The organism is Vagococcus allomyrinae, assembly GCF_017829975.1.
GTDB classification, from domain to species: domain Bacteria; phylum Bacillota; class Bacilli; order Lactobacillales; family Vagococcaceae; genus Vagococcus_D; species Vagococcus_D allomyrinae.
On sequence record NZ_JAEEGA010000021.1, the window covers coordinates 24733 to 48249 of the forward strand.

Genomic DNA, 23517 nt, shown 5'->3' on the forward strand with positions numbered 1-23517 from the left:
TAATTAACAGATAATAGATGAGGATGGGAGAGTCGATAAACCGTCATTCACCTATTATCTGTATTTTTGTGTTAGATTAGAGGGAGTCACTTATTAGTTTAGTGAAGCACGCTTGCTTTTTTGGGGCCTGCTCGGACACTGCCGTCAGTCATCTGGTTTCATCTGCTTACTTAGAAGAAGGAGTATGAAAAAAATGAACAATGTAAAAACGGTTGGATTTGTCATCAGTTCCAAAGAAAATGAACATCGCCGAGGGCTATTGCCGGTTGATATTGGAAAGTTAGCATATAAATCCGAGCTTTATTTTGAAAAGAATTATGGTGAAGTGATGCAGATTTCAGATAAAGACTATCGAACGTTAGGATGTCACATCGTTTCACGGGAGGAAGCCTTGAGTCAACAAATTGTCGCGGATCCTAAAATTGGCGATGCAGGTTATTTAACTCAACTCCAACCTGGGCAGACGATTTTTGGATGGATTCACGCTGAAGCGAACCCAGAGCGCCTAGCTGTACTTCAACGTAATAAATTGACTGCTTACGAGTGGGCTAATATGTATAAAAAGGGGCGCCATAGCTTTTGGCGCAACAATCAACTAGCAGGCGGAGCCGCCGTTATCGATGCCTTTCGACTTATTGGAAAATTACCTCAAAACAAAAAAGTAGCCGTGATTGGCCGTGGAAATGTGGCTCAAGGGGCAATCGAGTTGTTGAATCAACTTGGTGCCAACGTGACAGTCTTTAACCGACGACAAGAAGACTTATTCCGTGAAGAGTTACCAATGTATGAGGTGGTTGTCAACGGTACATTGTGGGATCGTTCTCGACAGGATCATTTAATTTATCAAGAGGATTTAAAGCGCTTGAAAAACGGTACATTGTTGATTGATGTCAGTTGCGATGAGCATGGGGCGATTGAGAGTTCGATCCCAACGACGATGGAAGAGCCTATTTATACAATTGATGGTGTGATTCACTATGCCGTTGATCATACGCCGAGTATTTTCTTTCAAGAGTCCAGTCAATCAATCTCAACGGTGGTTGCAACTTATTTAGATGATTTGATGAGTGGGAAGCCGAATCAAGTTTTGGAAGAAGCGTTGATTACCAGAGAGGGACAACTAGCAAGTCGCTAAGAGCAAAGGAAATAAGGCTAGGACTGATGTCCAAAGCCTTATTTATTTGTTGTGGGGTTGATTAAGTGTGATTAAATACTGCAAGAACCATCTTCACAATTTAGTCCCTTACTGGGTTGTCTCACAGTTGGGACTTGTTTTAAGACGTTTTCAAAGGTTGCAACCGGTTGTGCGCCGCTGATGGCATATTGATCGTCAATTAAGAAGAAGGGGACACTTTGAATGCCTAATTCCATGGCTTTTGTCTGATCAACTCGGACGGGTGCCAGATAGTCTGTGGAATTGATGATTCGGCGTAGCTCGGATTCATCTAAGCCCACGCTGGTTCCGATGGTCACTAAGGTTTCTTCATCATTTAAGAACGCCCCTTTAGCGAAATAAGCAGCCATGCCGGCTTCGACAAATTCATTGCCTTTGCCTTGATCTTTAGCGAATTGAGCTAAACGATGAGCAGTAAAAGTGTTGGTTGGTTGCATAGCATCAAAGTCGTAAGTTAATCCTGTTGCAGCAGCCATTTGTTTGACCTGATCGTTGTTAGCCTTAGATTGTTCATAGCTAATGCCATATTTATTGGCAATCAGTTGGTGAATGTCTTCTTCATAGTGAGTGGCGGCTTGCGGGTCAAGCTCGAAGCTGTGAAAAACAACCTCCACATCCTCACGACCATTTAAAGCAGTTTCTAAGTGACGCTTGCCGATGTAACAAAACGGACAAGCGAAATCAGACCAAATATCTATTTTCATGAATGCACCTCTTTTGGTTTTTAACTTACATTTAGTAAGCCGTTATTCTTTATCAGTCTAGTACCTCCAAAGAAAAATGTCAATGATTTGATTTGTACAATGGGAATGTATGTTCTATAATAGAGAAACAAGAGAAAGCAAGCCATCTCGCTTAAACCAATTAGTGAAGAGTAGGAAAAAATATGAAACAGGCAAGCAAGGAGGTCTAAATGGCGATTAAAAATCAGTTATCTGTCAGGCGTTTAGTTGAATTTATCATGCGAAAAGGTAGCATTGATTCACGTATTACCAGCTTGGATAATGCCATGGCAGAAGGAACCCGCCTCCACACTAAAATTCAGAAAGCCATGGGCCCTGACTATCAAAAAGAAGTCACCTTATCAATAAAAGTGCCATTAGCAGAACGTGAGTTAGTGATTGATGGACGAGCAGATGGAATTATTCGTGATGACAGTGGGGTGACCATTGATGAAATCAAAACCTCTGAGCGTGAGTTTGAGGATGTTTCTCAGGAACAACTTGATCTTTACTGGTATCAGGCTATGTGTTATGGCTATATGGTAGCCAATGAAGAGGAGCTTAGTGAAATTCAGATCCAGTTGACCTATATGCAAAGTGTAACAGAGCAGATTACTCGTCAAAAGAGAACCCATACCTTCGCTGAATTGGAGGCCTTTTTTCAAGAATTAATCATCCAGTATGAAGTTTGGTTAATTTTTCAAGACAATTGGACGACAATCCGTAATGCCTCCATTCAAGAGTTGACCTTTCCTTACGGAGATTATCGTAAAGGTCAGCGGGAATTAGCTGTGGCCACCTATAAGACCATCTTGTTGGAAAAAAAATTGTACACAGAGGCGCCCACAGGTACCGGTAAAACAATTTCCACGTTATTTCCAGCTGTCAAAAGCATTGGCGAAGGAAAGACCGAAAAAATTTTTTATTTGACGGCTAAGACCATCACTCGCCAGGTGGCAGAAGATGCCGTTGAAGGGATGAAGCAAAAGGGGCTGAAATTAAAAAGTGTCACTTTAACAGCTAAGGACAAGATTTGTTTTATGGACGAGCGAATCTGTACGCCCGATCATTGCCCCTTTGCCAATGGTTATTATGATCGCTTAAACGAAGGCCTTTTTGATTTGTTGGAACATGAAAATCAGTTAACCCGTGAGGTGATTGAAGAATATGCTCGTAAACATAGTCTTTGTCCGTTTGAATTGTCATTGGATGTTAGTTTGTGGTGTGACACAATCATTTGTGATTACAACTATCTATTTGATCCAATTGTCTATTTGAGACGCTTTTTTCAAGCAGAGAAAGAGGATTATGTCTTTTTAGTGGATGAGACTCACAACCTAGTCAATCGGGGGAAAGAGATGTTTTCAGCTAGTTTATCACGGAATCAATTTGCCGTAGTTAAAAAGATCCTGCCAACGGAAGACAAACTATTGCGCCGCCGTTTAGCCCGTGTGATGAAAGAATTAAAGCAATTTGGGGATGCTTGTGAAGACCGCGATTTCATGAAACAAAGTGAACCGGTAGACTCCCTATTTCATCATTTGTATCAACTAAATGAGGCTGTTAAGGAATGGTTACCCCAACATTTGAATGGCCAGGGAGAAAAGGAGGTTCTCGGCCTTTATTTTGAGGTCATCAATTATTTGAAGATCAGTGAATTGTACGATGAGCGCTATATAACGTATGTTTCATGCCAAGATAAGGATGTTTATATCAAGCAGCTGTGTCTGGACCCCTCCTATTTATTAGGGCAAACATTGGCAAAAGGCAAAGCCAGTGTCTTGTTTTCAGCTAGTTTGTCACCCTTGTTTTATTATTCAGATGTATTAGGAGGTGGTGATGAGGGATTAACCTATCAACTACCTTCGCCCTTCGATCCCCATAACCAGTTATTGGTGGTGGCAGATTATTTACAGACGACCTACCGTGAACGGGAGAAAAGCATCCCCGATTTAATCGAGAGTATCGTTTCAATGGTTAAAGGGAAAACCGGTAATTACATGGTTTTCTTTCCTTCGTATGCGTACCTAGATCAAGTTCTTTACGGTTTTAGTGAGGCTCATCCAGAAATATTAACCCTGACTCAGACAGGTCAGATGAGTGAGGAAGAACGGGAAGCATTTCTGAATCAGTTTATTCCAGAACCAACCTCGAGTTTAGTTGCTTTTTGTGTGTTAGGCGGTATCTTTTCGGAGGGCATTGATTTGAAAGGAGATCGCTTAAGTGGTGTGGCAATTGTCGGTGTAGGGTTGCCTCAGATGAACTTAGAGCAGGAGTTATTAAAGGGTTATTATGATCAGCAAAACGGCGATGGGTTTCAATACGCCTATCAAATACCAGGCATGAATAAAGTTTTGCAAGCTGCTGGTCGTGTTATTCGTGACAGTCAGGATATCGGCGTTGTTTTATTGTTGGATCAACGGTTTAACACTCAGAGGTATAAACGTTATTTTCCACCTCATTGGCAGCATGGACAAATTGCTCATTCTCTCGGCCAGTTAAATCAGCAGATTCAAGATTTTTGGCAAGAAAAGGTGGCTCAAGATGACTGATTTTAGGCAAAGTTTAGCAGTTGTGCAAAAAGAACTGTATCAGACGTTAACCCCCGATAAAGTGAGCTCAGAATCTCAAAATCAAGAGTATGGTGCTGGTCAATTTTGGCTGGAAACTACCAGTGTCCGATATCGCGTGGCTAAAATAACACCAAAAAAAACGGGCCAATTCGTGGCCTTTTGGTATAAACATCAAGGGAAGAATACCCCTTATTCGGCAACGGACAGTCCCGATGTTTTAGTGGTTAATACCTTCACGTCAGAAAGGTTTGGACAATTTGTTTTCCCTAAAGAAGAATTGATCAGACGAGGAATTTTAAGTCAAGAGAAACCAGGGAAAATGGCAATGCGGGTCTATCCAGTTTGGGATCAGCCAACTAGTTCTCAAGCTTTGGCTACCCAGAAGTGGCAACGGCCTTACTTCATTGAATTCGGTCCCGATTTGTTTGTGGATCAAAAGCGATTGCGTCAATTATACCAACTGGATTAACAAAATAGCAGGCTTACTTCCCTAGCAATGGGGTGTAAGCCGGCTGTTTATTAAGGGATAAAACTAGTGTCATTCCAAGTGTCGATAGTCAGAGTCTGACCTTCATCAGAGCTGATGACTGTCGTAACGCTGGTGTTGTCTAAAAAACTGCCTTGACGAATCTCTGATAAAGGAATGCCTTGGAGATCTTTCAGTAAAGTTTGCAGAAAAAGACCATGAGAGACAATCAAGATATCATCTTCAGGATGTTCCTTGGCTATCCGTTGGAAGACCAATTTTCCTCGTTGGATCATAGCTGCGAAAGTCTCACCGCCAAAATGGCTGGGATCGTAAAGATGCGGTTGATGAACCAGGTGTTGAAATTCAGTTTCATGGTGGTAATTGCTTTCAGGTTGGCCATCCCAGGACCCAAAACCCATCTCACGTAAATCATCAATGGTTTCCAATTTTAAGGACTGGCTGTGTTGATTTAAAATAAGCTGAGCGGTATCTTGAGCGCGTTTTTGAGGACTGACAAAAACTTTTTTAAAGGGCACAGCTTTTAAATGGTTGCCAACTAAAGTTGCACCTGCCCGTCCTTCTGCCAGTAAAGGGGAATCAATACCACCACCTTGAAAGGTTTTATTAAGGTTAAATTCAGTCTTGCCGTGGCGCACACAATAAAATGTGGTCATAATAATCTCCTTTTATCTTATTTACTAAGAATTATTTTTAAACTACGTCCAATTATCCTCTATAAAGGTGTTGGAAACAAGGTAAAAAGCCAAGGAGAACATTACATGCTCCTTGGCTTTAAAAGGGGGGGAAAGTTGTTTGCAGCAATAGTATTGACTATAGCTAGCAAAGTTCAACTTTTTTAAAGAATAGGGAGAATATCAACAAGGAGTTAATAACGAAAGTTTCGATAAAATACTCTTTGTTTTTTAATCATCACCTAATCTCTTTATAATATTCCCACAATTAACTGAAAAAAACAAGGGATTTAACTGAAAAGTTTTAATTTTCAGATAATTCGTCGATTTGCCCATGTAATATGTTTGTTTTCCACCGTCAGTTAGTTAGATGACTCTCTTAGAGGGGGAGATTAGGCTTCGCTTTTTTGCCAAGTATGACTAAAGTCTGAGAGCATTCGTTGTAAATAGCCGCCTTAAGACCGATTTTTTCTTTTTCTCAATGTCTTATACTAAAAGAAAAGCCAGTACGTGGAGTATTAACTGGAGAAATGAAAGGGAGATAAGAAAGATGAAAAAGTTTGTCAGTCACTTAATGGGGAAACTTGTGAAGCAAAGTTTAGCGGTTTGCGCGATTTGTTTGATTGCAATGATATGGCTGGTAATTGGAATGGCCCTAGTATCCCCACTGTTAGTAATGGGGCTGGTCTTTATCGGAGGACAATCGTTTGTTTTAGTAAATTTTCTATCGTCACTCGTTTTAGCAACTGGTAGTTTCTACCTCCTTGGTTATTTTGCAAGAATCACCATGGCTTTTCAACGAACGATTCACTTATTTTTGACCCAACTCTTTACCACGACGACGTAAGAATTGATTGACTTTTCTTCTTGCTCTTCGTTATAATACAAAGGAAGCATTATAAATAGAAATTTGGGACCTCCCATTTTTCTATTTTTTTATGCCTTTTTGTAAGCTAGAAGTAGTTTTTTTGATCTATTCAATGTGATTTAGCTATAAGAGAAGTTGTTATAGCTTGCGATAGAAATGGAGTGTTAGGAATGTCGAAAATTGTTACGAAGCAACGAGTGTTGGACTTGGTGTATGTTTTAAGTGGAGCCTTAGTTTTAGCCATCTCGATCAACGCTATTTTATTGCCTAATCAAATTGTGGCAGGCGGTGCTAATGGAATTAGTATCATTATCAATCATCTTTTTGGTTATAGTGTTTCAACAGTGTTGTACATCATTAATATCCCTCTGTTGGTTTTGTGTTTTGTTTTGTTAGGAAAAGAAGTGGGAATGAAAACGATTGTTGGCAGTATGATTTATCCTTTTTTTGTGGGAATTACGGAAAATATGCCAGTCCTAACAAATAATCCTTTGTTAGCTGGTATTTTTGGTGGAATTGTAACAGGGCTGGGATTAGGGTTGGTTTTTAAAGGGAATGCATCAACTGGTGGTACGGCGATTATTTCACAAATTGTAACAAAATATCTGAAAATTCCTATTGGTGTTGCAGTTTCGGTTGTGGATGGTTTTGTTATTTTAGGAGCATTGATCGCGTTTGATGTGGAAATAGTTCTTTATTCGCTGATCTGCCTGTTCGTTATTGGACGCGTCATTGATTTAGTACAAGTTAGTTTTGATCGCTCTAAAAATGTGTTGATTATTTCCGATAAATCCAAAGAGATTCAAACCATGATTTTAGAAGAGCTGGATCGAGGCGTGACCGCAATTCCTGTTAAAGGGGGATACTCTCAAGGGCAGCAAGAGATGCTGATGTGTGTGATACCTGAGAAGGAATTTCTGGAATTAAGAGAGCGAGTATTGGCTATTGACCCTCATGGTTTTGTGGTGGCGATGGCAGCCAGTGAAGTCATGGGTAAAGGATTCAGTTTAGGTCGCTAAGTTAAAGCGAGCGGTGAGTAACTGGCTAGGGCCCGCTTCTATCCTGTGGCAGGTCATTGTGACCTGTCTTTTTTTTGACTGAATGTAACGAATAGGATAGACTTTCAAGTGTCACAGGTAAAGTCCTTTTAGCGAGGAATTCTTATTGAAAGCGAGGGATCTGATAAATGAGATGAATCACTTGCATTTTTATCACTTGCCTAGTAAAGTGATGGTATAGAGAAGAGGTGGGAAATTGGAGAAAATTAGTTTAAGTAATGTCGTTTGGTTGCGAATGATTCGTTTTATTCATTTGAGTAATCAATTATCCAACGAACACTTAAAAGAATTTGGTCTAACAGTGGCACAATTTGATACTCTGATTCAAATTAAAGTTTATCAGCCTTTGACTCAAGGGGCGTTAGCTGAAAAAACAACCGTGACTCAAGGAGGAATTTCTCGCATGCTTAGTCGTCTTGAAAAAGATGGCTATATTCACCGAAAGACGGAGTGGAAGACGAAAACAATTTCTTTGACGCAAGCAGGTGAAGCGATACTATCACAGGCACAACCTAGTCAAGAAGCTTTTCAAGAGCGTTTTTTTACGGAAGCATTAACGGTAGATGAGCTACAAGAGTTTTCTCGCATGATGAGTAAAATTCATCGTAAAGCCCTCGAGCATTAAAAGGTGAGCTGTCTAGTGAAGACAGCGATAAATGTTAGGCATTGATAGATTGACTCTACTAAGTTTCACGAGGAGGATCTTTTACATAATGCAATAAGGAAGAAAGGAAATGATCGAATGGAATCAGAATTATTAGCACAAGGGTATCGTAAATACAGCGGTGAAGCGATCGATGTTTTTTTTAATACGTCAATTTGTGTTCATTCTGGGAACTGCGTTAGAGGGAACAAAGAAATATTCAATTTGGATCGCCGTCCCTGGGTATTACCTGATAATGCTGAGGCTCAAGAAGTAATGCGTGTCATCAACACTTGCCCAAGTGGTGCGTTAAAGTATGTTCAGCATTGATAGTTGAAAAAATGAAATGTTAGGAGCCCGTAATATGGAAATGATAGAAGAAACGACTCGTTTTTACCAAACGGATGAAGAGGGAAAGTTGATTGCCGAGATTACTTTTAGCATAGCCGGAGATCATACATATATTATCGATCATACTTTCGTGGATGATCAGTATCGTGGTAAAGGATTGGCGCAACAGCTAGTGAAGTTAGTTGTGGAGAAAGCCCGTGCCCAAGATAAAAAAATTATTCCTTTATGTCCCTTTGCTAAAGCAGAAATTGAGCGAACGCCAGCTTATCACGATGTGTTGAGAAAATAACAAAATATCGGAGGCAGGGACTATCCCTGCCTCCGATATTTTCATGAACAGTGTGCGATTAACGGCTCCAAAAAGTCTGATTGGGGCATGTGTTTATCTGTGACGAGTAGTCATAAGAAGAAACAAAATGACTTTATTTCTCAACTCGATTTCATTAATGTTGAGGTAAGATAATGGTGAAACTTGTGCCTGATTGGGGAGAGCTCTCAACTGAAATGGTCCCGCCGTGAGCGTCAACAATGCTTTTAACAATAGTTAAACCAATTCCTTGACCATCCACGCTTTGATTTCTTGCAGGGTCAACCATATAAAAACGGTCAAAGATTAATGTTGTTTCTGCCGTTGACATGCCGATACCATTATCACGGATAATAAGTGTTGCCTCATTTTTCTGAGAGGTAATCGTCAGAGTGATGGCGCCTTTAGTCGATGTGAATTTGATAGCATTTGAAAGAAGGTTTGTCAAAACTTGACTTAATTGATCTTTGTCAGCGTTAATGAAAGTGGAATGGCCTTGAATCTTAAGGGTAAGCTCTTTTTCATTAACAACTGCTCGAAAATTATCTGCAATCTGCTGGCTTAATTTCAAGAGATCAAAAGAACCTTTTATGAGTGGTTCTTGTTGTTCTTCTAAGCGGGAAATTCGCTCGATAGATGTGACAAGTCGCGTTAAGCGTAAAATCTCTTCATGGCAGGTTTGCAATCGCTCTGGGGTGATATCCCAAATGCCGTCAATCATCGCCTCTACATTTCCTTGGAGAGTGGTTAAGGGGGTGCGAATTTCATGAGCAATATTTGTAGACATTTGTTTACGAAGAGCGTCTTGTTTGCCTAAACGCTGAGTTAATTCATTAACAGACTGAATTAATTCACTGATTTCAGTAATGGGTGTCACTAGTTCAATTTGTTGAGAGTAATCGCCTTGAGCCACTTTTTTTGTTAAACGATTAACAGTAATTAACGGACGACTAATTTGGCGAGCGATTAATGATGCCAGTAATAAAGAAAGGGGCAAGGCTAATATAACTACAAACGCCAAATTTCGTTTCATCCTGCTCATAAACAGCAAGTCGCTTTCTGTATATTTTAAGGCGCCGTAATAGCCAAAGGTGACAGTACCGATTTGTTTGTCAGCCAATTTCAAAGGTAAAGAGGTTTCAACATAGTCGGGATTATGCTTGTCAATGCGAGCGACAGCTTCTGCGCAGTGATCTTGCATCATATGATGCCGTCCTTTGCTACCTTGATTTGTCTCAGTACTCCAGATTAGTTGGTCATCCTGGTCCTTAATGGTCATTAAGACATTATTGATGCTAGCTTGCTCTCCAATTGCGACAACCTCTTGCTGATACCATTCATTTATTTGAGGATTAAAAGCATTTTCGACAGTCTGTTGGTAGCCCGCTAAGGTTTCAGCATACTTATCATTAACATATTTAGCAAAATGAGTGTTCATTAAATTAATGGTGATGATGCTTAGAAACCCAATAAGTAAAATGGAGATTAAAAGAAAAGAAAATAGTAGCTGAGTGCGGATGGTTCGTTTTATCTTCATAGGCAATGACCAAAACGATAGCCAGAACCGTGAACCGTCACAATATAAGTTGGTTTTCTTGGGTTATCACCCAGTTTTTGCCGTAAATTTTTAATATGTGAATCGATGGCGCGGTCAAAACCATCAAAACTATCCCCTTTGACGTGTTCAATTAATTGATCGCGAGTGAATATTTGGGAGGGGCGTCTAGCTAAGACGTCTAAAAGTTTAAATTCAGTCGTGGTTAGGTTTAATTCCGAATTATCCAGAAATACTTGCTGAGTCTCAGAATGAATAACTAAATCTCTAAATACCAAAGGTGCCGTCGTTTTAGGTTGTGTTCGGCGTAAGACAGTCGCGATTCTGACGACTAACTCTTTAGGGCTAAAGGGTTTCACCAAATAATCATCTGCTCCAGTAGTTAAGCCGGTTAAGATATCATCTTCGGCTGATTTTGCTGTCAACATGACAATTGGGACCTCAGACTGTTTCCTTAAGCGACGACAAACTTCTAGGCCACTAAGATCAGGCAACATGAGATCAAGGACGACGAGATCAGGTGTTTCATTTAAAGCCAGCTCCAAGGCATCGAGACCATTACTGGCTTGAATCACATCATAGTGACTGGCAGTTAAATAAGCGTCAACAATTTCTAAAATTTTTGGTTCGTCGTCTACAATTAAAATTTTCATCATGTCGTCTCCCTGTTAACCTGCTAATCCATATATTTCTTTTTCTGTAAGTACTCTTCTTCAGTAATGGAGCCTTTAGCAAATTCTTTTAATAGTATCTCGTGAGGGGATTCAGACTTTGGCTCTGTTGCCGCCATTTTGTCTTGTTGGGGTCTATTAGTCAAGGCACGCCACAATAACAGACCGCCACCCAATAATAATAACAACCAAATCCAACCCATTGGCATCATCATACCAAATCCTCCTCGAGAAAAAAAGTTTGTACAGTGATTTAACATAAAATAATCCTTCTTTCTTTAGTTGATCGCTTGCTCATCACAATGTTGACCATTTGAGCGGTGATGATTACTTTTGTAACCAGTTAGTCTGTCAGAGGGATCGTTGAGAGAGTCATTTGTTTTTATATTAGCTAATACTGGTGTTGTCGCCCGTTGGTCTTGTTGAGCCTCAGAAATAATTGTTGTTTGTCCTGTAATGAACCATCCCAAACTGGCAAAAACTATACAAATAATTGCCATGGTAATTAGCAGATTGTTGTTTTTCATCTTTTTCCTCCTATCTATTAACTCCTCCAGATTATACCTAAGAGTTTTGTAGAAATTATGGAGAAGTCTTAGGGGAACAAAAAAAAGCTGAAAAATCAGCTTTGTCTTGAGATTAGATTCAAATATTAAGTTTAATCGTACCAGAAGTTGGAGCCACTTTAGTGGCTTAGCTCATTAAAAATCTTTATTAAGTCCTTTGTCGTTGTTTTATCAAGGGGGAGTTCAATTCCTTTTTGCCCTTGTTCAATCGTCAGCAATTTTGTACAGGTACTTTGAATAAACTCCAAATCGTGACTAATGATGAAAATGAAGATATTTAGGTTTCTTAGGTTGGCAACCATCTGGCTGATTTGTTGCATATGATAGTAATCTAAGCCACTGGTAGGTTCGTCCAAAATAATAATTTTCTTTCCAGATAATACTGCAGTAGCAACAGCTACTCGTTGTTTTTGGCCGCCAGAGAGACTTGTTGGATGGCGAGCTAATATCTTTTCTAGGTTGAACGAACGGACAACTTGATTGAACAGCTCAGGGTGTCCAGCTTTTAATAGTAGTTCTTTTTCAACGGTCTCACAAAACAGTTGATAATTGACATCTTGCATGACTAAGTAACTCATTTTTAGCCGCTCTTTGCGAGATAATGAGGTTGTTTGGTTTAAAAAGAAGTTACCAACCGCCTTTTTTTGCAAACCTACTAATGAACGAGCGAAAGTCGATTTACCTGCGCCGTTTCGACCTAAGATCCCGATAACGTCACCAGATGTAAAGGTTAAATCTGATAAATTCAAAGCATTAGTTTCGGATTTAGGGTAGCGAAACTGAAGAGTTGGGATAGTGAGAGTATCAGTTGTTCGACTAAGAGAGACAATTGGTGGTGTCGTTGTTAGCTGTTCGATCGATAAGGAACGTAGACCCCATTTTTTTAAAGTCTGCTCATCGAGGGTTGCAAACTCTTTAGTTGAAAAGGTTGTTTGGATGTTGCCGTCAACTATCAAGACAAATTGATCAGCCAAATCTTTTAAGTAATAAAGTCGGTGTTCGGCAATAACAATTGTGCAGCCTCGTTTTTTGATCGCAAATAAAATATTTTTAATTTTTTCAATCGTCACTAAATCGAGGTTACTTGAAGGCTCATCTAAAACTAAAATTTCAGGTTGAATCATGTAAGCAGAAGCAAAGGCGACTAATTGTTTTTCTCCTCCGGATAAATCGAACATTTTGCGAGTTAACAGGTGTTGAATGTCAAAGAGCACAGCAACTTCAGCCATTCGTTTCAAGATAGTGTCCCTTGCTACCCCCATATTTTCGCAAGCGAAAGCCAATTCACTTTCTACATCAACTGTAAAAAATTGTGTTTTAGGGTTTTGGAAAACAGACCCTACGATTTCTGATAATGTGTAGATAGGTGTTTCTGTTGTGTGATGGTGATTGACCATCACATCGCCATTGATTGTTCCTTCATATAATTCAGGGATCAGTCCGTTTATTAGCCGAGTGAGAGTGGTTTTGCCACAACCGCTTTTGCCGCAAAGGATATAGCATTCTCCTTTAGGAATTGTTAATGATATTTCAGACAGGCCTTGATTATTTTCGTATTGAAAAGTAACATTTTTAAATTCGACGGTCATGTTAAAAAACTCCTCTCAGAAGAATAATTGCTAAAGCTATAGCTAGGACCAGATAGTCAAACAATCTCAAGCCGTTGTGAACAATGGTTGTATGTGGTTTGGGGTTAGAAATACCACGAGTTAAGGCAGCTGCACTTAAATCAACGGCTGTTGTTGAGGCAGACATTAATAATGGAACCACAATATATTCTAGTGTTTGAATAGGATGTTTTACTAAATCAACAGTTGTTACAGCGATACCACGAAGGCGCATAGCTGAACGAATGTGCTGGTAATCTCCTTTCAGAGTTGGAAAAAAGCGGAATAGAACGCTAAATGGGATAACGATAAATTCAGGTAAATGCCATTTTCGTAATGTATACATTAATTCGGAGACTTTGGTTGTTCTGATAAAGAGCCCCCCAACAAGTAAAAGTGGTAGGAGGCGTCTTAAGGTGACCGCATAGAGAGAGAAAAAAGATACAAAATAGTTTAGATAGTGGCCCATCAATAATTGTTCAATCCCGAGGCAGCTCGAGTAAATCAAAAGATAAATTGCCGCTCTCTTTTTTCCACCAATGATGAGAGTGATCAACAAAAGGAAGCCGATGCTGACTAACTCATCTACTAAAGAGAATTGGAAAAAAGTCAGGAAATTGGCAAAAATCAGTAGGACTAGTTTAGTTTGGGTGTTTAAGGAAAACGTTTGGGACAAATGGGGCTGTCTCCTTTCGTTAAAGTAAAAAGAACCAGATTAATTAGTTGAAAAATGTTTATCAACGATTTTGCGACCAATGACAATACCAATGGCGGCACAAATAACTGTAAAGATCAAGCAAACCGCTAAGTTTGGCCAAGTAATATTAGCAAAGGTTCGTGCGACATACTCAGCATCTTTCCCACGGTTAACAAGGCTTTGCGTGTAGCCGTGTTTGAAAAACCAAAGGGGTAAAATTGGGCCGGTCATATTTAATGAAAAAATTAGGAAGCTAAGTTGGTTTAATCGGCGGTCAACGTAATTTCCTTTTTTTGCCATTAAATCTGCGCCGATTCCAAAGACGATGTGAGGGACGATTGCTAAAATAAAGCGGCCAATAAGAATAAAAAATAATCCCATAATAATTCCCATAGTAGAAATAGCACCGAATTTTGGCACTTTTTTAATTAGTATTAAGTAGACAGGGCCCGTTATCAGAGCACAAAGACCAGGTAATAGTAACACGGAAAAGCCTGGGAGTAGTGCTGTGCCAGCTCCAGATGCAATAGCAGTTAAGACAAAATAAATGGCAGAGTATACGCCGATGGTAATCATGTCTTGAATTTTAAGTGATTTACCCATAAATAATAATGACTCCTTCTTTAAAATGATTATTTTTTCACAATCTAGCATGCTAGACTGTATTGATAAGGCTTATTTTTAATAAAGCAAATATCTTTAAGTAGTATATCATAATTGATAATGATTATCAGTTATTGAGGATCGATATGTTGAAAATAAATGGAGAACTACAAAGTGAGGAGGGGGTTTGGTGAATAATATCAACTTTTTGGAGAATGTGGGACGAACTACTTTCATTTTAGTGGAATCTCTACTACACTAAGAAAGGAGCAACGGTTAATAAAAGATAAGTCGAAGGATAGGGTGGCCAATATGCGAGTTTTGATTACAGCAGGTGGAACTTCTGAGCGGATTGACGATGTTAGAGCGATTACGAATTTTTCAACAGGCAGATTAGGCAGTTTAGTAGCAGACGCTTATAGTCAGTTAGCCGATGTTGACGTGACCTTGATTAGTGCTAAACGCTCGCTGAAGCCAAGCAATCCTGCTATTAGAATCATAGAAGTTGAAAGTGTTCAGGAGTTAATAATGGAGGTTACCAACCAGTTGGAACAGACCTCATTTGATATCGTGGTTCACAGTATGGCAGTTAGTGATTATTATCTGACAGGGACAGCAAGCCAAGAAGCATTAATAAGTAGGTTAGGAAAAAACAAATCAGTTTTAGAGGCGTTAAACCAAGCATTTGATCCTATCAGCAGTGAACCCAGTAAGTTGAGTTCACAGACAGAAACCATGTATTTTCAGTTGCAACAAACACCAAAGGTTATTTCGCTTATCAAGCAGTTGCAACCAGGTGCATGTCTGGTTGGTTTTAAACTGTTGGTAGATATCTCGGAAAAGCACTTAGTAAAAGTAGCCAAGGAATTGATGGCAAAAAATGATTGCGATTTTGTTTTGGCAAATGATAAAACGAGGATTAGTGGCGATGAACATTTAGGATATCTGATTAACCGCCAAGGTGAGTTTACCACCTATACCAGTAAGCAAGCTATTGCTCAAGGGATTATTGAGCAAACCATGAAAGGAAGAACAACATAAATGAAACGAGTAGTATTAGGTGTTAGTGCTAGTATTGCGGCTTATAAAGCAGCAACAATTGTTACCAAATTGAAGAATCAGGGAGTGGATGTTCATGTTATAATGACACAGAACAGCACTCAGTTTATCACCCCCTTAACGATGCAGATTTTATCAGAAAATCCGGTTCATGTAGACGTTATGACGGAGCCATCAGTGGAACGGATCAATCACATTTATCTAGCGCAAAACAGCGATTTGATTTTAATCGCTCCAACCACGGCCAATACGATTGGTAAAATTGCCAACGGTATTGCAGATGATATGCTGTCAACGGTTTGTATGGCGACACCACCGAGTACACCTAAATTTTATGCCCCTGCAATGAACACTAAAATGTACGAGCAGATCATCACTCAAGAAAATATGGCAAAATTAGCCCGATATGGGTATCAAGAAATTAAACCGGTTGTAGAACGCTTAGCATGTGGTGACATTGGCATCGGGGCTATGGCTAAAGTCCCTGAGATTGTCGATCGGGTTATGGCAGAATTGAATAGTGTAAGAGTATAATGAAAAACGACGATAAGTTCGTCGTTTTTTAGTTTTTGTCTGTCAGTGAGTTATTCGTCCCCCGATAGATATAAGCGTACAAGTTGAGTTGTTCTTGTTGTGCAACCAGAATATTATCGGGATCATCAACTGGAATAAACTTCTTTTCAAAAAAATGACAAATTTCTGTTAGATGCTGGTAAGCGACCCGTGTTTGAAAAAAGTCTACCGCTAAATCTAATTTGATCGTTTGCCCGTCCATCGTTTCGACTAAGAAGTAAAAAGGATCTCTCATGGACACTAATAGGATTGGTGTTAAATTGTAGCTGGTTAAGTTCGTGGTATATGGGTCTCTAATTTTTTTCTGGTAAATAAGGGTGATATTAGAGATGTCCTGGTACTTTAGTGGTTGCAAACACTGGTGTTCCTGTTTTTTTAGAATGTGTTTCATTCTTGTTAAATTTGATCTAAAAGTAGTTGTAGCAGGTAGAAACATTAATTGGTCTTTTTCTAAGACCCAATGCTGATAAATTAATTCAACACTCAATGTGTAAATGAGGAAGATCAAGGCCAGGTTGCTTATAATAAAACAGAATATTCCCCAGATGAAAGAGTTTGTTAGTATTAGAGCGACAACGCCAATTAGAGTGCTCAGCAGTAAAGGACGTTTTAAGAATTGCTTGCGAACGGGATGACTGTTTCCAATACTAAAGGGGAGGGCTAAAAATTTTTCGCCCATAATTAATTCGTCGATTGAAAGATTGAAAAGATCCCTTAATATAATCAAGTTATCGATGCTGGGGTAACTTTCCCCATTTTCCCATTTGGACACTGATTGTCGAGAGATACACAATTTATGAGCAACAGCGTCTTGGGTTAATCCATTGACTTCTCGGTAATATTTTAGATTTTCAGCTAAATTCATTGAGCATTACCTCCTTTGGTCTCTTAAGTATAGGCGTCAGCTAAGAAATATGAAACAATTTTTACGCACTTATCAGTTGCTATAAGGCGGAAGAAGGACAAAAAACGCTTGCCGAGGCAAGCGTTTAAGTTTTTACAAATAATTGCCGATCTCACGGATCCAATCTGTCTCATTTGCCAAAACCTTTCCATTAAGTTTAATCAAGCCGATTGTATAGAGATTAGCATACGGGAATTGTGATTCAGCTACTTCTTTTAGAGCCTCTAGCTTCTCAGGAGACTCGGCCCCTTGCTGGCGACTATCAGAGAACAGCGCGATAATTGGTATGCCAGCTTGATAAGCGACACCAACTTCTGACGCAACACCGACATCAATGACAGGTCCATCTAAAATAGCAATCATCAATTTGCTAGCCAAGAGTGCCTCCGTGTCATATTTGGCAATAGTCATGGAATCCGCATAATTAGCCTTATCGTTAATGCTCATTTGTTCTTGAGGAACGTAAAAGAGTTCGTCAGGATAGGTTTCTCGCAATTTTTTTACCAAGTATTGATTGTATTGTAATTCCATATTTGAAAAAAGTGGGGCAGCGTAGTATAGTTGCTTAGGCATGAAAAAGTCTCCTTTACAGTATTTTTTATATTACATGCTACCTATAGATTATCGATTCTGTAACATATTGTAAAGAAAATGTTATATTTCTCTTAAGTTTTTCTAGTATAATGTAATGGTGAAGCTAAAAAAGGAATAGAGATAACTGTACTTATAGAAGAGTAATGAAAGGTGTTGTGGGTGTTGAAATCACGAAAGATGACCTATCTGATGGTTCTAACCATATTAGTTGCTGTGGTTATGCCAAGTATTGCGTTAGCAGATTCTGTAGATGAAATTAAAAATAAAGAAGCTGAAGTAAAAAAACAAGGCGAAACAATTAACGCAGAAATTGATTCAGTTGTTGCCGCTATTAACGCTAAATATCAAGATTTAGCTAAACTAGATTCCAAAATTTCTGATTCGCAAAAAGAAATTGAGCAGACTGAAACAGATATTGTGGCAACTCAAGAAAGTATCGAGAAACGCAGCGGAGTTGTAGCTGAAAGAATGAAAGATATGCAATTACGTGGAGTGGGACAAAATTCCTTACAAGCTTTATTGGAAGCTGAGAGTTTTTCCGACTTTATTAATCGCGCCTATGCGGTGACCGTTTTGCAAAATGCTGAAAACTCTAAGATTGAGTCTTTATATGAAGACAAAGAAAAACTTAGTCAACTAGAAGCGAAATTAATTGAAACACAAACCAATTTAGAAAGTCAACAACAAACAGCCGAAGCTGAAAAAGCGTCATTGGATACTGAAGTAGCTGGTTTGAAAGATAAATTAGCCTCTAATGCTTCTACATTAGACAGTTTAACTGCGGAACGTGTAAGTAAAGAAAATGAAATTAGAGAAGCGGCTGCCGCGAAAGCTGCAGAAGAGACGAGACTTAAAGAAGAAGCTGCCAAGCAGTTGGTTCAAACAAGTAATGCTACTAATAACTCAAGCACGACAGAATCCGGTACGGATACTAGTAATTCTGGCGGTGGCCAAACAACGACACCACCAGTAGTTCCACCGACAGTTGTTCCGCCAGTGACTCCACCAGCAACAGGAGGCATTAACGGACAAGCCACGGCTTATATTGCTACTGGTAATAATACCGCCACAGGCACAGTGCCAACAGTTGGCAGAACGATTGCGGTTGATCCTAGTAGAATTCCTTTAGGTAGCAGAGTTCAAATCGTAGTACCAAGCATGCCACAATATTCAGGGGTTTATACTGCTGAAGATACAGGTGGTGCAGTTAATGGTTACATCATTGATATGTTTGTTGGCAGTGAAAATGAAGCACGTAATTTTGGACGTCGTTCAATCATTATTACCGTATTATAATAAAAACTGTGTTCCCATCTAATTAACTTTAGATGGGGCTTTTTTTGTTTGGAAATTAGGAATGAGAGTGGCAGTTGGTTGGCAACTTGGTTGTATGTCATCCAGAATAATGAGGATGTGTCAGGGTTGACTTTTAACTAGTAGACCCGTACAATTTTTATGGGATGATGTGAGGAGGAGAAAATTGATACGTTCAGCTAAAAAATCTGATGTTGATCAGATTGTACCATTAGTGATGATAATCTTAAAAGACATGGAATTAGTATTTTTAAAGAAATACGGGGAGGAAAAACTCGTTGAGGTCCTTAAGTTAGCTTTTGCTGATGAAAATTTTCGTTTTGGGTACGCACGAGGCATCGTGTTAGAAGAAGAAAATGAAATTTTGGGTGTTGCCTTTGGTTATCTCGATTCTGAAGAATCGACGATCGATGAGCCGCTAAAAGCAGCCTATAGAAAACTAGGGATTCCAGAGGACGAAGTGATGTTTGGAGACAAAGAAGCATTTGAAAATGAATGGTATTTGGATAGTATTGCGGTACGTGCTGACCAGCGCGGGCGCGGGATTGGTGCCAAGTTATTAGAAGCTTTGCCTAAGTTTGCCACTAAACAAGGGGCTAATAAGATCGGGTTGAGTGTGGATGATGTCAATCCCCGAGCGAAGCAATTATACATTCGGCAAGGATTTAAAGAGGTTGGCCGTGCTGTCATTAGTGGTCATCAATACGACCATATGCAGAAGGAGATATAAGTTAACTGGAGGCTGGGACTATTGTCCCAGCCTCCAGTGTTTTCATGAAACTTGTGCGCTAGACGCCTTCCACAAGTCTGCTATCTTTAATGCTCTAAACCGCTATGCATTTAAATACTAGAGGAGAGGGCATCCTATTTTGAGATTACTTGGATCATGTGCTTATCTGTGACCAGTAGCCTTATGAGGAAACAAAATGATTCGATGTCCCAGCTTTTTTCTAATCAAAGCTTAAATTGGGGACATGTTTTTTGAGTTGGTCTTCGGTTTTTTTTCGATTTAGTAACCAATAATCAAGAACAGCAGCGATACAAATACAAAGAGGAGCTTCTTCTTTCTCAGGAATATCTAAAGCATAAAAGTCACCAGTTGTAAGGGAAGCTTTTTCCATTTTCATGACACGACGGTTCAGATGGTAAATGGCGTAATCATGATTGCTGATATCGCCCATGACGACCCATCCAAGTTGATGAACGAAGTAAAAGTCACGATTAATCGAGAGGACCCGTTGTAAGGAGCCAACCTTTTCGAATTCATGGTAAAGGTCAAATCGCGAGCCAAGTTTAAAGGCGAAGTTGGCTTGTTTAATACTGGCAACGATGTCACCATTCAGTTGATACAGGGAAAGGACGTCCCCACGCATTCCCCAGCGACCAACCATAAGATACAGGGCGTCACCTTTTTGGTTTTTAATTATCGTGCGACTGCTACTTGATAATAGGTCTTGGCGAATATAATAGTGGCTCATCCAGTCACCCCTTTCTCAAACTAAGCGTTTTTTAACGACTAAAGATTCTCTTCGATGGCGCGAATAATGGCTTTGCCGACACCGCCATCCATGTGATGATCAGTCTCATAGCGCGCAATTTTCTTGACGCCTTCTTCTGCGTTACCCATAGCAAAGCTAACACCTGCAACTTCTAGCATGCTCGCATCATTAAAGTTATCGCCGATCGTCATCACTTCGTTTAATGGAATACCTAAATCTTTGGCAATGTGTTTAACGGCGATTCCTTTTTGGGCATCAATATGATTGATCTCAATATTGTTAGGGTACGAAGAGGTGACAATCAAATCCGGTAGTTTTTCGATTTCTTCTCGCAAAGGCCCTAATATTTTTATTTCTTCGGGAGCAAAGGCAATAAATTTTAAAATTTTAATGCCACCGTTATTAAGAAGTTCCTGATAATCAGTGATGTAATTGATATCCAATAATTCCAAATGAGCAGCAGCCATCGCGATTGCCATTTTAAAGGTTAAATGAGGCAGCTGATTGGCTAACATAATAGCGGCGTTTTCAATGCGCTGATGCTGATTATCAGAGTAAATACCGTGGTCTGTGGCTATTTCGAAGTAAACATGATGAGCTTGTAAAACTGCGACGATTTTTTTGGCATTTTCTCTCTCGAAATCAACTGTAAATAAGTTGTTGCCGTCTTTATCGAAGGCTTGAGCTCCATTAACCGTTATCATTGGACAATTAATACCAGCTTCGTCCAGAGGAGGTTTGGCCTCGGTGTACCCACGTCCAGTGGCTACCATAAATTGAATCCCTTTTTCTTCAGCAAAGCGAATGGCATCGATGTTTTCTTGAGGGACGTTCATTCGCGTCCCCAATAACGTGCCGTCCATATCTGATGCAATTAATTTAATCATCTGATTTCCTCCTTATTGACAGCTTTTAAAGCTATTCTTAATTTAACTAGTTGGTTAGTGGTGCATCAAATAGTTAGACATAATGTCGTCCTCTCTAGTTTACCATTTTTTTACTGATTCAGCATGTAAAGTTGTTGTTGCCTTTCAGAAAGTAGCAAATGAGTAACAGACGATGGTTAAATGAGCAAAAAAAGAGGATAATCCCTTGAGTGTTTCAAGTTGTTTTAGTATGCTAGGAGATAAAGGATGTGAGCAGATGATGGAGTTACCAAGAAATAGTTGGGAAAAGCTATTGGCTGTTGAAAAGTCTAAACCTTACTATCAACAGCTGGAAGAATTTTTAAAGAGTGAATATCAAAAGACTGCAGTTTACCCGCCGCAAAACAAAATTTTTGAGGCGTTCAAACTGACGCCGTATGAGGAGGTTAAGGTGGTTATTTTAGGTCAAGATCCGTATCACGGTCCTAATCAAGCTCATGGGCTTAGTTTTTCTGTCTTGCCAGGCAATAAAATTCCCCCTTCTTTGCGCAATATTTATAAAGAGCTAGCTAGCGATTTAGGTTACCAACCAGTTGGCCATGGGTATTTAGAGAAATGGGCAAGAGAGGGCGTGTTGCTCTTAAATACTGTTTTAACAGTTCGTGATGGTCAAGCTAACTCCCATCGAAATAAGGGCTGGGAAATTTTAACAGATGAAGTTATCAGGCAGTTGAATGAGCGGTCAGAACCAATTATTTTTATTTTATGGGGGAAACCGGCTCAAAGCAAAGCTCAGATGATCGACGCTGATCGTCATTTGATTTTAGAGGGACCACATCCCAGTCCGTTGTCGGCTCATCGTGGTTTTTTTGGTACGCGCCCTTTTTCGCAGACCAATCGTGCCTTGGCCAAATGGGGGAAAAAGCCAATTGATTGGCAGTTATCGGAAACTGTATGATAATTATCTTTAATCTGTATTAATAGAAAAGCTGTAATTAGAGAATAGTTGTCTAAATCGTGTATAAAAATATGTGATACAGCTAATTTAAACTGTTCTTTTTCATGGAATGGGTGTATGATAGAAGAGAAAGCAATAAAACAATTATTGGAGGTACTACAGTGGATATTTTTGAAGGCTTAAAAGAACAAATTCAAGGCAAAGGGATTAAAATTGTTTTTCCTGAAGGAACGGATTTGAGAGTGCTTGGTGCAGCTATTCGGTTAAGTGCAGAAGGTTTATTGGAACCGATTGTTATTGGAAATGAAGTCGAAGTGAAAGAAATTGCCAACACTCGTGGTTTAAGAACATCAGGTTTAACGCTTATTGATCCCGAAACATACCCAGAGTTTGATGAAATGGTAGCCGCATTTGTTGAACGACGTAAAGGGAAAGTAACGGACGATCAAGCGCGAACTATTTTAAAAGACCCTAACTACTTTGGAACAATGTTAACATACATGGATAAAGCCGATGGTATGGTGAGCGGTGCGATTCATTCTACAGGAGATACTGTTCGTCCAGCCTTACAAATTATCAAAACTAAACCTGGAATTAGCCGTACTAGCGGTGCCTTCTTGATGGTTCGTGGTCGTGACGAAGAAAAGTATATTTTCTCAGATTGTGCCATTAACGTTAATCCAAATGCACAAGAATTAGCAGAAATTGCAGTGGCAAGTGCTAAAACAGCTGAAATGTTTGGTATTGATCCTAAGGTTGCAATGTTGAGTTTCTCAACAAAGGGATCAGCTAAATCAGAAGAAGTGACTAAAGTAGAAGAAGCGACTAAAATCGCACAATCTCTTGCACCTGAATATGAAATTGACGGTGAATTACAATTTGATGCGGCTTATGTGGCATCAGTTGGCCAACAAAAAGCGCCAGATTCAAAAGTTGCAGGTCATGCTACGGTCTTTGTTTTTCCAGAAATTCAATCAGGTAATATAGGTTATAAAATTGCGCAACGTTTTGGTAACTTTGAAGCAATTGGACCAATCTTACAGGGATTAAACAAACCCGTTTCTGATTTGTCTCGCGGGTGCAATGAAGAAGAGGTTTACAAACTTTCAATTATTACTGCTGGTCAGTCTTTAATGGATTAGATTACACGTGGACTACTCAATTTTGTTGGGTAGTCTTTTTTCATGTAAATGA

At 39.5% G+C, this 23517-nt stretch carries 27 protein-coding genes; 14 read left to right on the forward strand and 13 right to left on the reverse strand.

Translation table 11 applies throughout. The annotated features are described in order from the left end of the window. Positions 1–193 precede the first annotated feature (193 nt). Complete coding sequence (locus I6N95_RS23490) at positions 194–1135, forward strand: N(5)-(carboxyethyl)ornithine synthase (protein ID WP_245249843.1); 942 nt, start codon at positions 194–196, stop codon at positions 1133–1135. A 71-nt stretch (positions 1136–1206) separates the two neighbouring features. Here I6N95_RS23490 and I6N95_RS23495 read toward each other — a convergent pair whose 3' ends face one another. Then, positions 1207–1878, reverse strand: coding sequence for a DsbA family oxidoreductase (locus I6N95_RS23495; protein ID WP_209531994.1), 672 nt, complete (start codon positions 1876–1878; stop codon positions 1207–1209). A gap of 209 nt (positions 1879–2087) precedes the next feature. Between I6N95_RS23495 and I6N95_RS23500 the strand changes: the two genes are divergently transcribed. Both I6N95_RS23500 and I6N95_RS23505 read left to right on the forward strand, forming a co-directional pair. Continuing rightward, complete coding sequence (locus I6N95_RS23500) at positions 2088–4448, forward strand: ATP-dependent DNA helicase (protein WP_209531995.1); 2361 nt, start codon at positions 2088–2090, stop codon at positions 4446–4448. Beyond that, positions 4441–4938: a MepB family protein gene (locus I6N95_RS23505; RefSeq protein ID WP_209531997.1), complete on the forward strand. Its 498-nt coding sequence runs from the start codon at positions 4441–4443 to the stop codon at positions 4936–4938. The genes I6N95_RS23500 and I6N95_RS23505 overlap by 8 nt, the downstream gene beginning before the upstream one ends. A 50-nt stretch (positions 4939–4988) precedes the next feature. Here I6N95_RS23505 and I6N95_RS23510 read toward each other — a convergent pair whose 3' ends face one another. Next, complete coding sequence (locus I6N95_RS23510) at positions 4989–5612, reverse strand: histidine phosphatase family protein (RefSeq protein ID WP_209531999.1); 624 nt, start codon at positions 5610–5612, stop codon at positions 4989–4991. Positions 5613–6180: 568 nt separating this feature from the next. On the opposite strand from I6N95_RS23510, the gene I6N95_RS23515 reads away from it, so the two are divergent. The 5 genes from I6N95_RS23515 to I6N95_RS23535 all read left to right on the forward strand — a co-directional run bounded on the left by I6N95_RS23515 (position 6181) and on the right by I6N95_RS23535 (position 8839). Continuing rightward, a complete protein-coding gene (locus I6N95_RS23515) occupies positions 6181–6477 on the forward strand; it encodes a hypothetical protein (protein WP_209532001.1) in 297 nt (98 codons plus the stop codon). 191 nt (positions 6478–6668) lie between these two features. Beyond that, entirely contained in the window at positions 6669–7517 is an 849-nt protein-coding gene (locus I6N95_RS23520; protein ID WP_209532003.1) for a YitT family protein, read from the forward strand. A gap of 235 nt (positions 7518–7752) precedes the next feature. After that, a complete protein-coding gene (locus I6N95_RS23525; RefSeq protein WP_209532005.1) occupies positions 7753–8181 on the forward strand; it encodes a MarR family winged helix-turn-helix transcriptional regulator in 429 nt (142 codons plus the stop codon). Positions 8182–8298: 117 nt separating this feature from the next. Further along, the gene (locus I6N95_RS23530; protein ID WP_209532007.1) at positions 8299–8529 is read left to right on the forward strand and encodes a (4Fe-4S)-binding protein; all 231 of its coding nucleotides are present in this window, start codon (positions 8299–8301) and stop codon (positions 8527–8529) included. A gap of 34 nt (positions 8530–8563) precedes the next feature. Further along, the gene (locus I6N95_RS23535) at positions 8564–8839 is read left to right on the forward strand and encodes a GNAT family N-acetyltransferase (protein WP_209532009.1); all 276 of its coding nucleotides are present in this window, start codon (positions 8564–8566) and stop codon (positions 8837–8839) included. Positions 8840–8993: 154 nt separating this feature from the next. Here the strand turns inward: I6N95_RS23535 and I6N95_RS23540 are convergent, their stop codons facing one another. The 7 genes from I6N95_RS23540 to I6N95_RS23570 form a co-directional block, all read right to left on the reverse strand. Further along, the gene (locus I6N95_RS23540) at positions 8994–10394 is read right to left on the reverse strand and encodes a HAMP domain-containing sensor histidine kinase (RefSeq protein ID WP_209532010.1); all 1401 of its coding nucleotides are present in this window, start codon (positions 10392–10394) and stop codon (positions 8994–8996) included. Continuing rightward, positions 10391–11065, reverse strand: coding sequence for a response regulator transcription factor (locus I6N95_RS23545; protein WP_209532012.1), 675 nt, complete (start codon positions 11063–11065; stop codon positions 10391–10393). Before I6N95_RS23545 ends, I6N95_RS23540 begins: the two co-directional genes overlap by 4 nt. A gap of 23 nt (positions 11066–11088) precedes the next feature. Continuing rightward, positions 11089–11298 (reverse strand): SHOCT domain-containing protein, encoded by a 210-nt coding sequence (locus tag I6N95_RS23550; RefSeq protein ID WP_245249844.1) that lies wholly within the window; start codon positions 11296–11298, stop codon positions 11089–11091. Positions 11299–11361: 63 nt separating this feature from the next. Then, the gene (locus I6N95_RS23555; RefSeq protein ID WP_209532014.1) at positions 11362–11610 is read right to left on the reverse strand and encodes a hypothetical protein; all 249 of its coding nucleotides are present in this window, start codon (positions 11608–11610) and stop codon (positions 11362–11364) included. 158 nt (positions 11611–11768) lie between these two features. Next, a complete protein-coding gene (locus tag I6N95_RS23560) occupies positions 11769–13238 on the reverse strand; it encodes an ABC transporter ATP-binding protein (protein WP_209532016.1) in 1470 nt (489 codons plus the stop codon). A 1-nt stretch (position 13239) separates the two neighbouring features. Continuing rightward, positions 13240–13932, reverse strand: a complete 693-nt coding sequence (locus I6N95_RS23565; protein WP_209532017.1) for an energy-coupling factor transporter transmembrane component T — start codon at positions 13930–13932, stop codon at positions 13240–13242. A gap of 39 nt (positions 13933–13971) precedes the next feature. Beyond that, on the reverse strand, positions 13972–14556 hold the full coding sequence (locus tag I6N95_RS23570) for an MptD family putative ECF transporter S component (RefSeq protein ID WP_209532019.1): 585 nt from the start codon (positions 14554–14556) through the stop codon (positions 13972–13974). A 312-nt stretch (positions 14557–14868) separates the two neighbouring features. On the opposite strand from I6N95_RS23570, the gene coaB reads away from it, so the two are divergent. Together coaB and I6N95_RS23580 are read left to right on the forward strand one after the other, a co-directional pair. Further along, positions 14869–15597 (forward strand): phosphopantothenate--cysteine ligase, encoded by a 729-nt coding sequence (coaB, locus tag I6N95_RS23575; RefSeq protein ID WP_209532022.1) that lies wholly within the window; start codon positions 14869–14871, stop codon positions 15595–15597. Then, the gene (locus I6N95_RS23580; RefSeq protein WP_209532024.1) at positions 15598–16149 is read left to right on the forward strand and encodes a flavoprotein; all 552 of its coding nucleotides are present in this window, start codon (positions 15598–15600) and stop codon (positions 16147–16149) included. It abuts the gene before it with no gap. 28 nt (positions 16150–16177) lie between these two features. Here I6N95_RS23580 and I6N95_RS23585 read toward each other — a convergent pair whose 3' ends face one another. Together I6N95_RS23585 and I6N95_RS23590 are read right to left on the reverse strand one after the other, a co-directional pair. Continuing rightward, positions 16178–17053, reverse strand: a complete 876-nt coding sequence (locus I6N95_RS23585; RefSeq protein WP_209532026.1) for a helix-turn-helix domain-containing protein — start codon at positions 17051–17053, stop codon at positions 16178–16180. 132 nt (positions 17054–17185) lie between these two features. After that, positions 17186–17665 carry a nucleoside 2-deoxyribosyltransferase gene (locus I6N95_RS23590; protein ID WP_209532028.1) on the reverse strand — a complete coding sequence of 160 codons (480 nt, stop codon included), beginning with the start codon at positions 17663–17665 and terminating at the stop codon, positions 17186–17188. 183 nt (positions 17666–17848) lie between these two features. Between I6N95_RS23590 and I6N95_RS23595 the strand changes: the two genes are divergently transcribed. Together I6N95_RS23595 and I6N95_RS23600 are read left to right on the forward strand one after the other, a co-directional pair. Further along, positions 17849–18982, forward strand: a complete 1134-nt coding sequence (locus I6N95_RS23595) for a coiled-coil domain-containing protein (protein ID WP_209532030.1) — start codon at positions 17849–17851, stop codon at positions 18980–18982. A 184-nt stretch (positions 18983–19166) separates the two neighbouring features. Next, positions 19167–19730 carry a GNAT family N-acetyltransferase gene (locus I6N95_RS23600; protein ID WP_209532032.1) on the forward strand — a complete coding sequence of 188 codons (564 nt, stop codon included), beginning with the start codon at positions 19167–19169 and terminating at the stop codon, positions 19728–19730. Between the two features lie 220 nt (positions 19731–19950). Here the strand turns inward: I6N95_RS23600 and I6N95_RS23605 are convergent, their stop codons facing one another. Both I6N95_RS23605 and I6N95_RS23610 read right to left on the reverse strand, forming a co-directional pair. Further along, positions 19951–20478, reverse strand: a complete 528-nt coding sequence (locus I6N95_RS23605; protein WP_209532034.1) for an LURP-one-related/scramblase family protein — start codon at positions 20476–20478, stop codon at positions 19951–19953. A 38-nt stretch (positions 20479–20516) separates the two neighbouring features. After that, positions 20517–21386, reverse strand: a complete 870-nt coding sequence (locus I6N95_RS23610) for a Cof-type HAD-IIB family hydrolase (protein WP_209532040.1) — start codon at positions 21384–21386, stop codon at positions 20517–20519. A gap of 256 nt (positions 21387–21642) precedes the next feature. Between I6N95_RS23610 and I6N95_RS23615 the strand changes: the two genes are divergently transcribed. Together I6N95_RS23615 and pta are read left to right on the forward strand one after the other, a co-directional pair. Continuing rightward, on the forward strand, positions 21643–22323 hold the full coding sequence (locus tag I6N95_RS23615) for a uracil-DNA glycosylase (protein ID WP_209532042.1): 681 nt from the start codon (positions 21643–21645) through the stop codon (positions 22321–22323). Between the two features lie 161 nt (positions 22324–22484). Continuing rightward, positions 22485–23465, forward strand: a complete 981-nt coding sequence (pta, locus tag I6N95_RS23620; RefSeq protein ID WP_209532044.1) for a phosphate acetyltransferase — start codon at positions 22485–22487, stop codon at positions 23463–23465. The last annotated feature ends 52 nt before the right edge of the window (positions 23466–23517 follow it).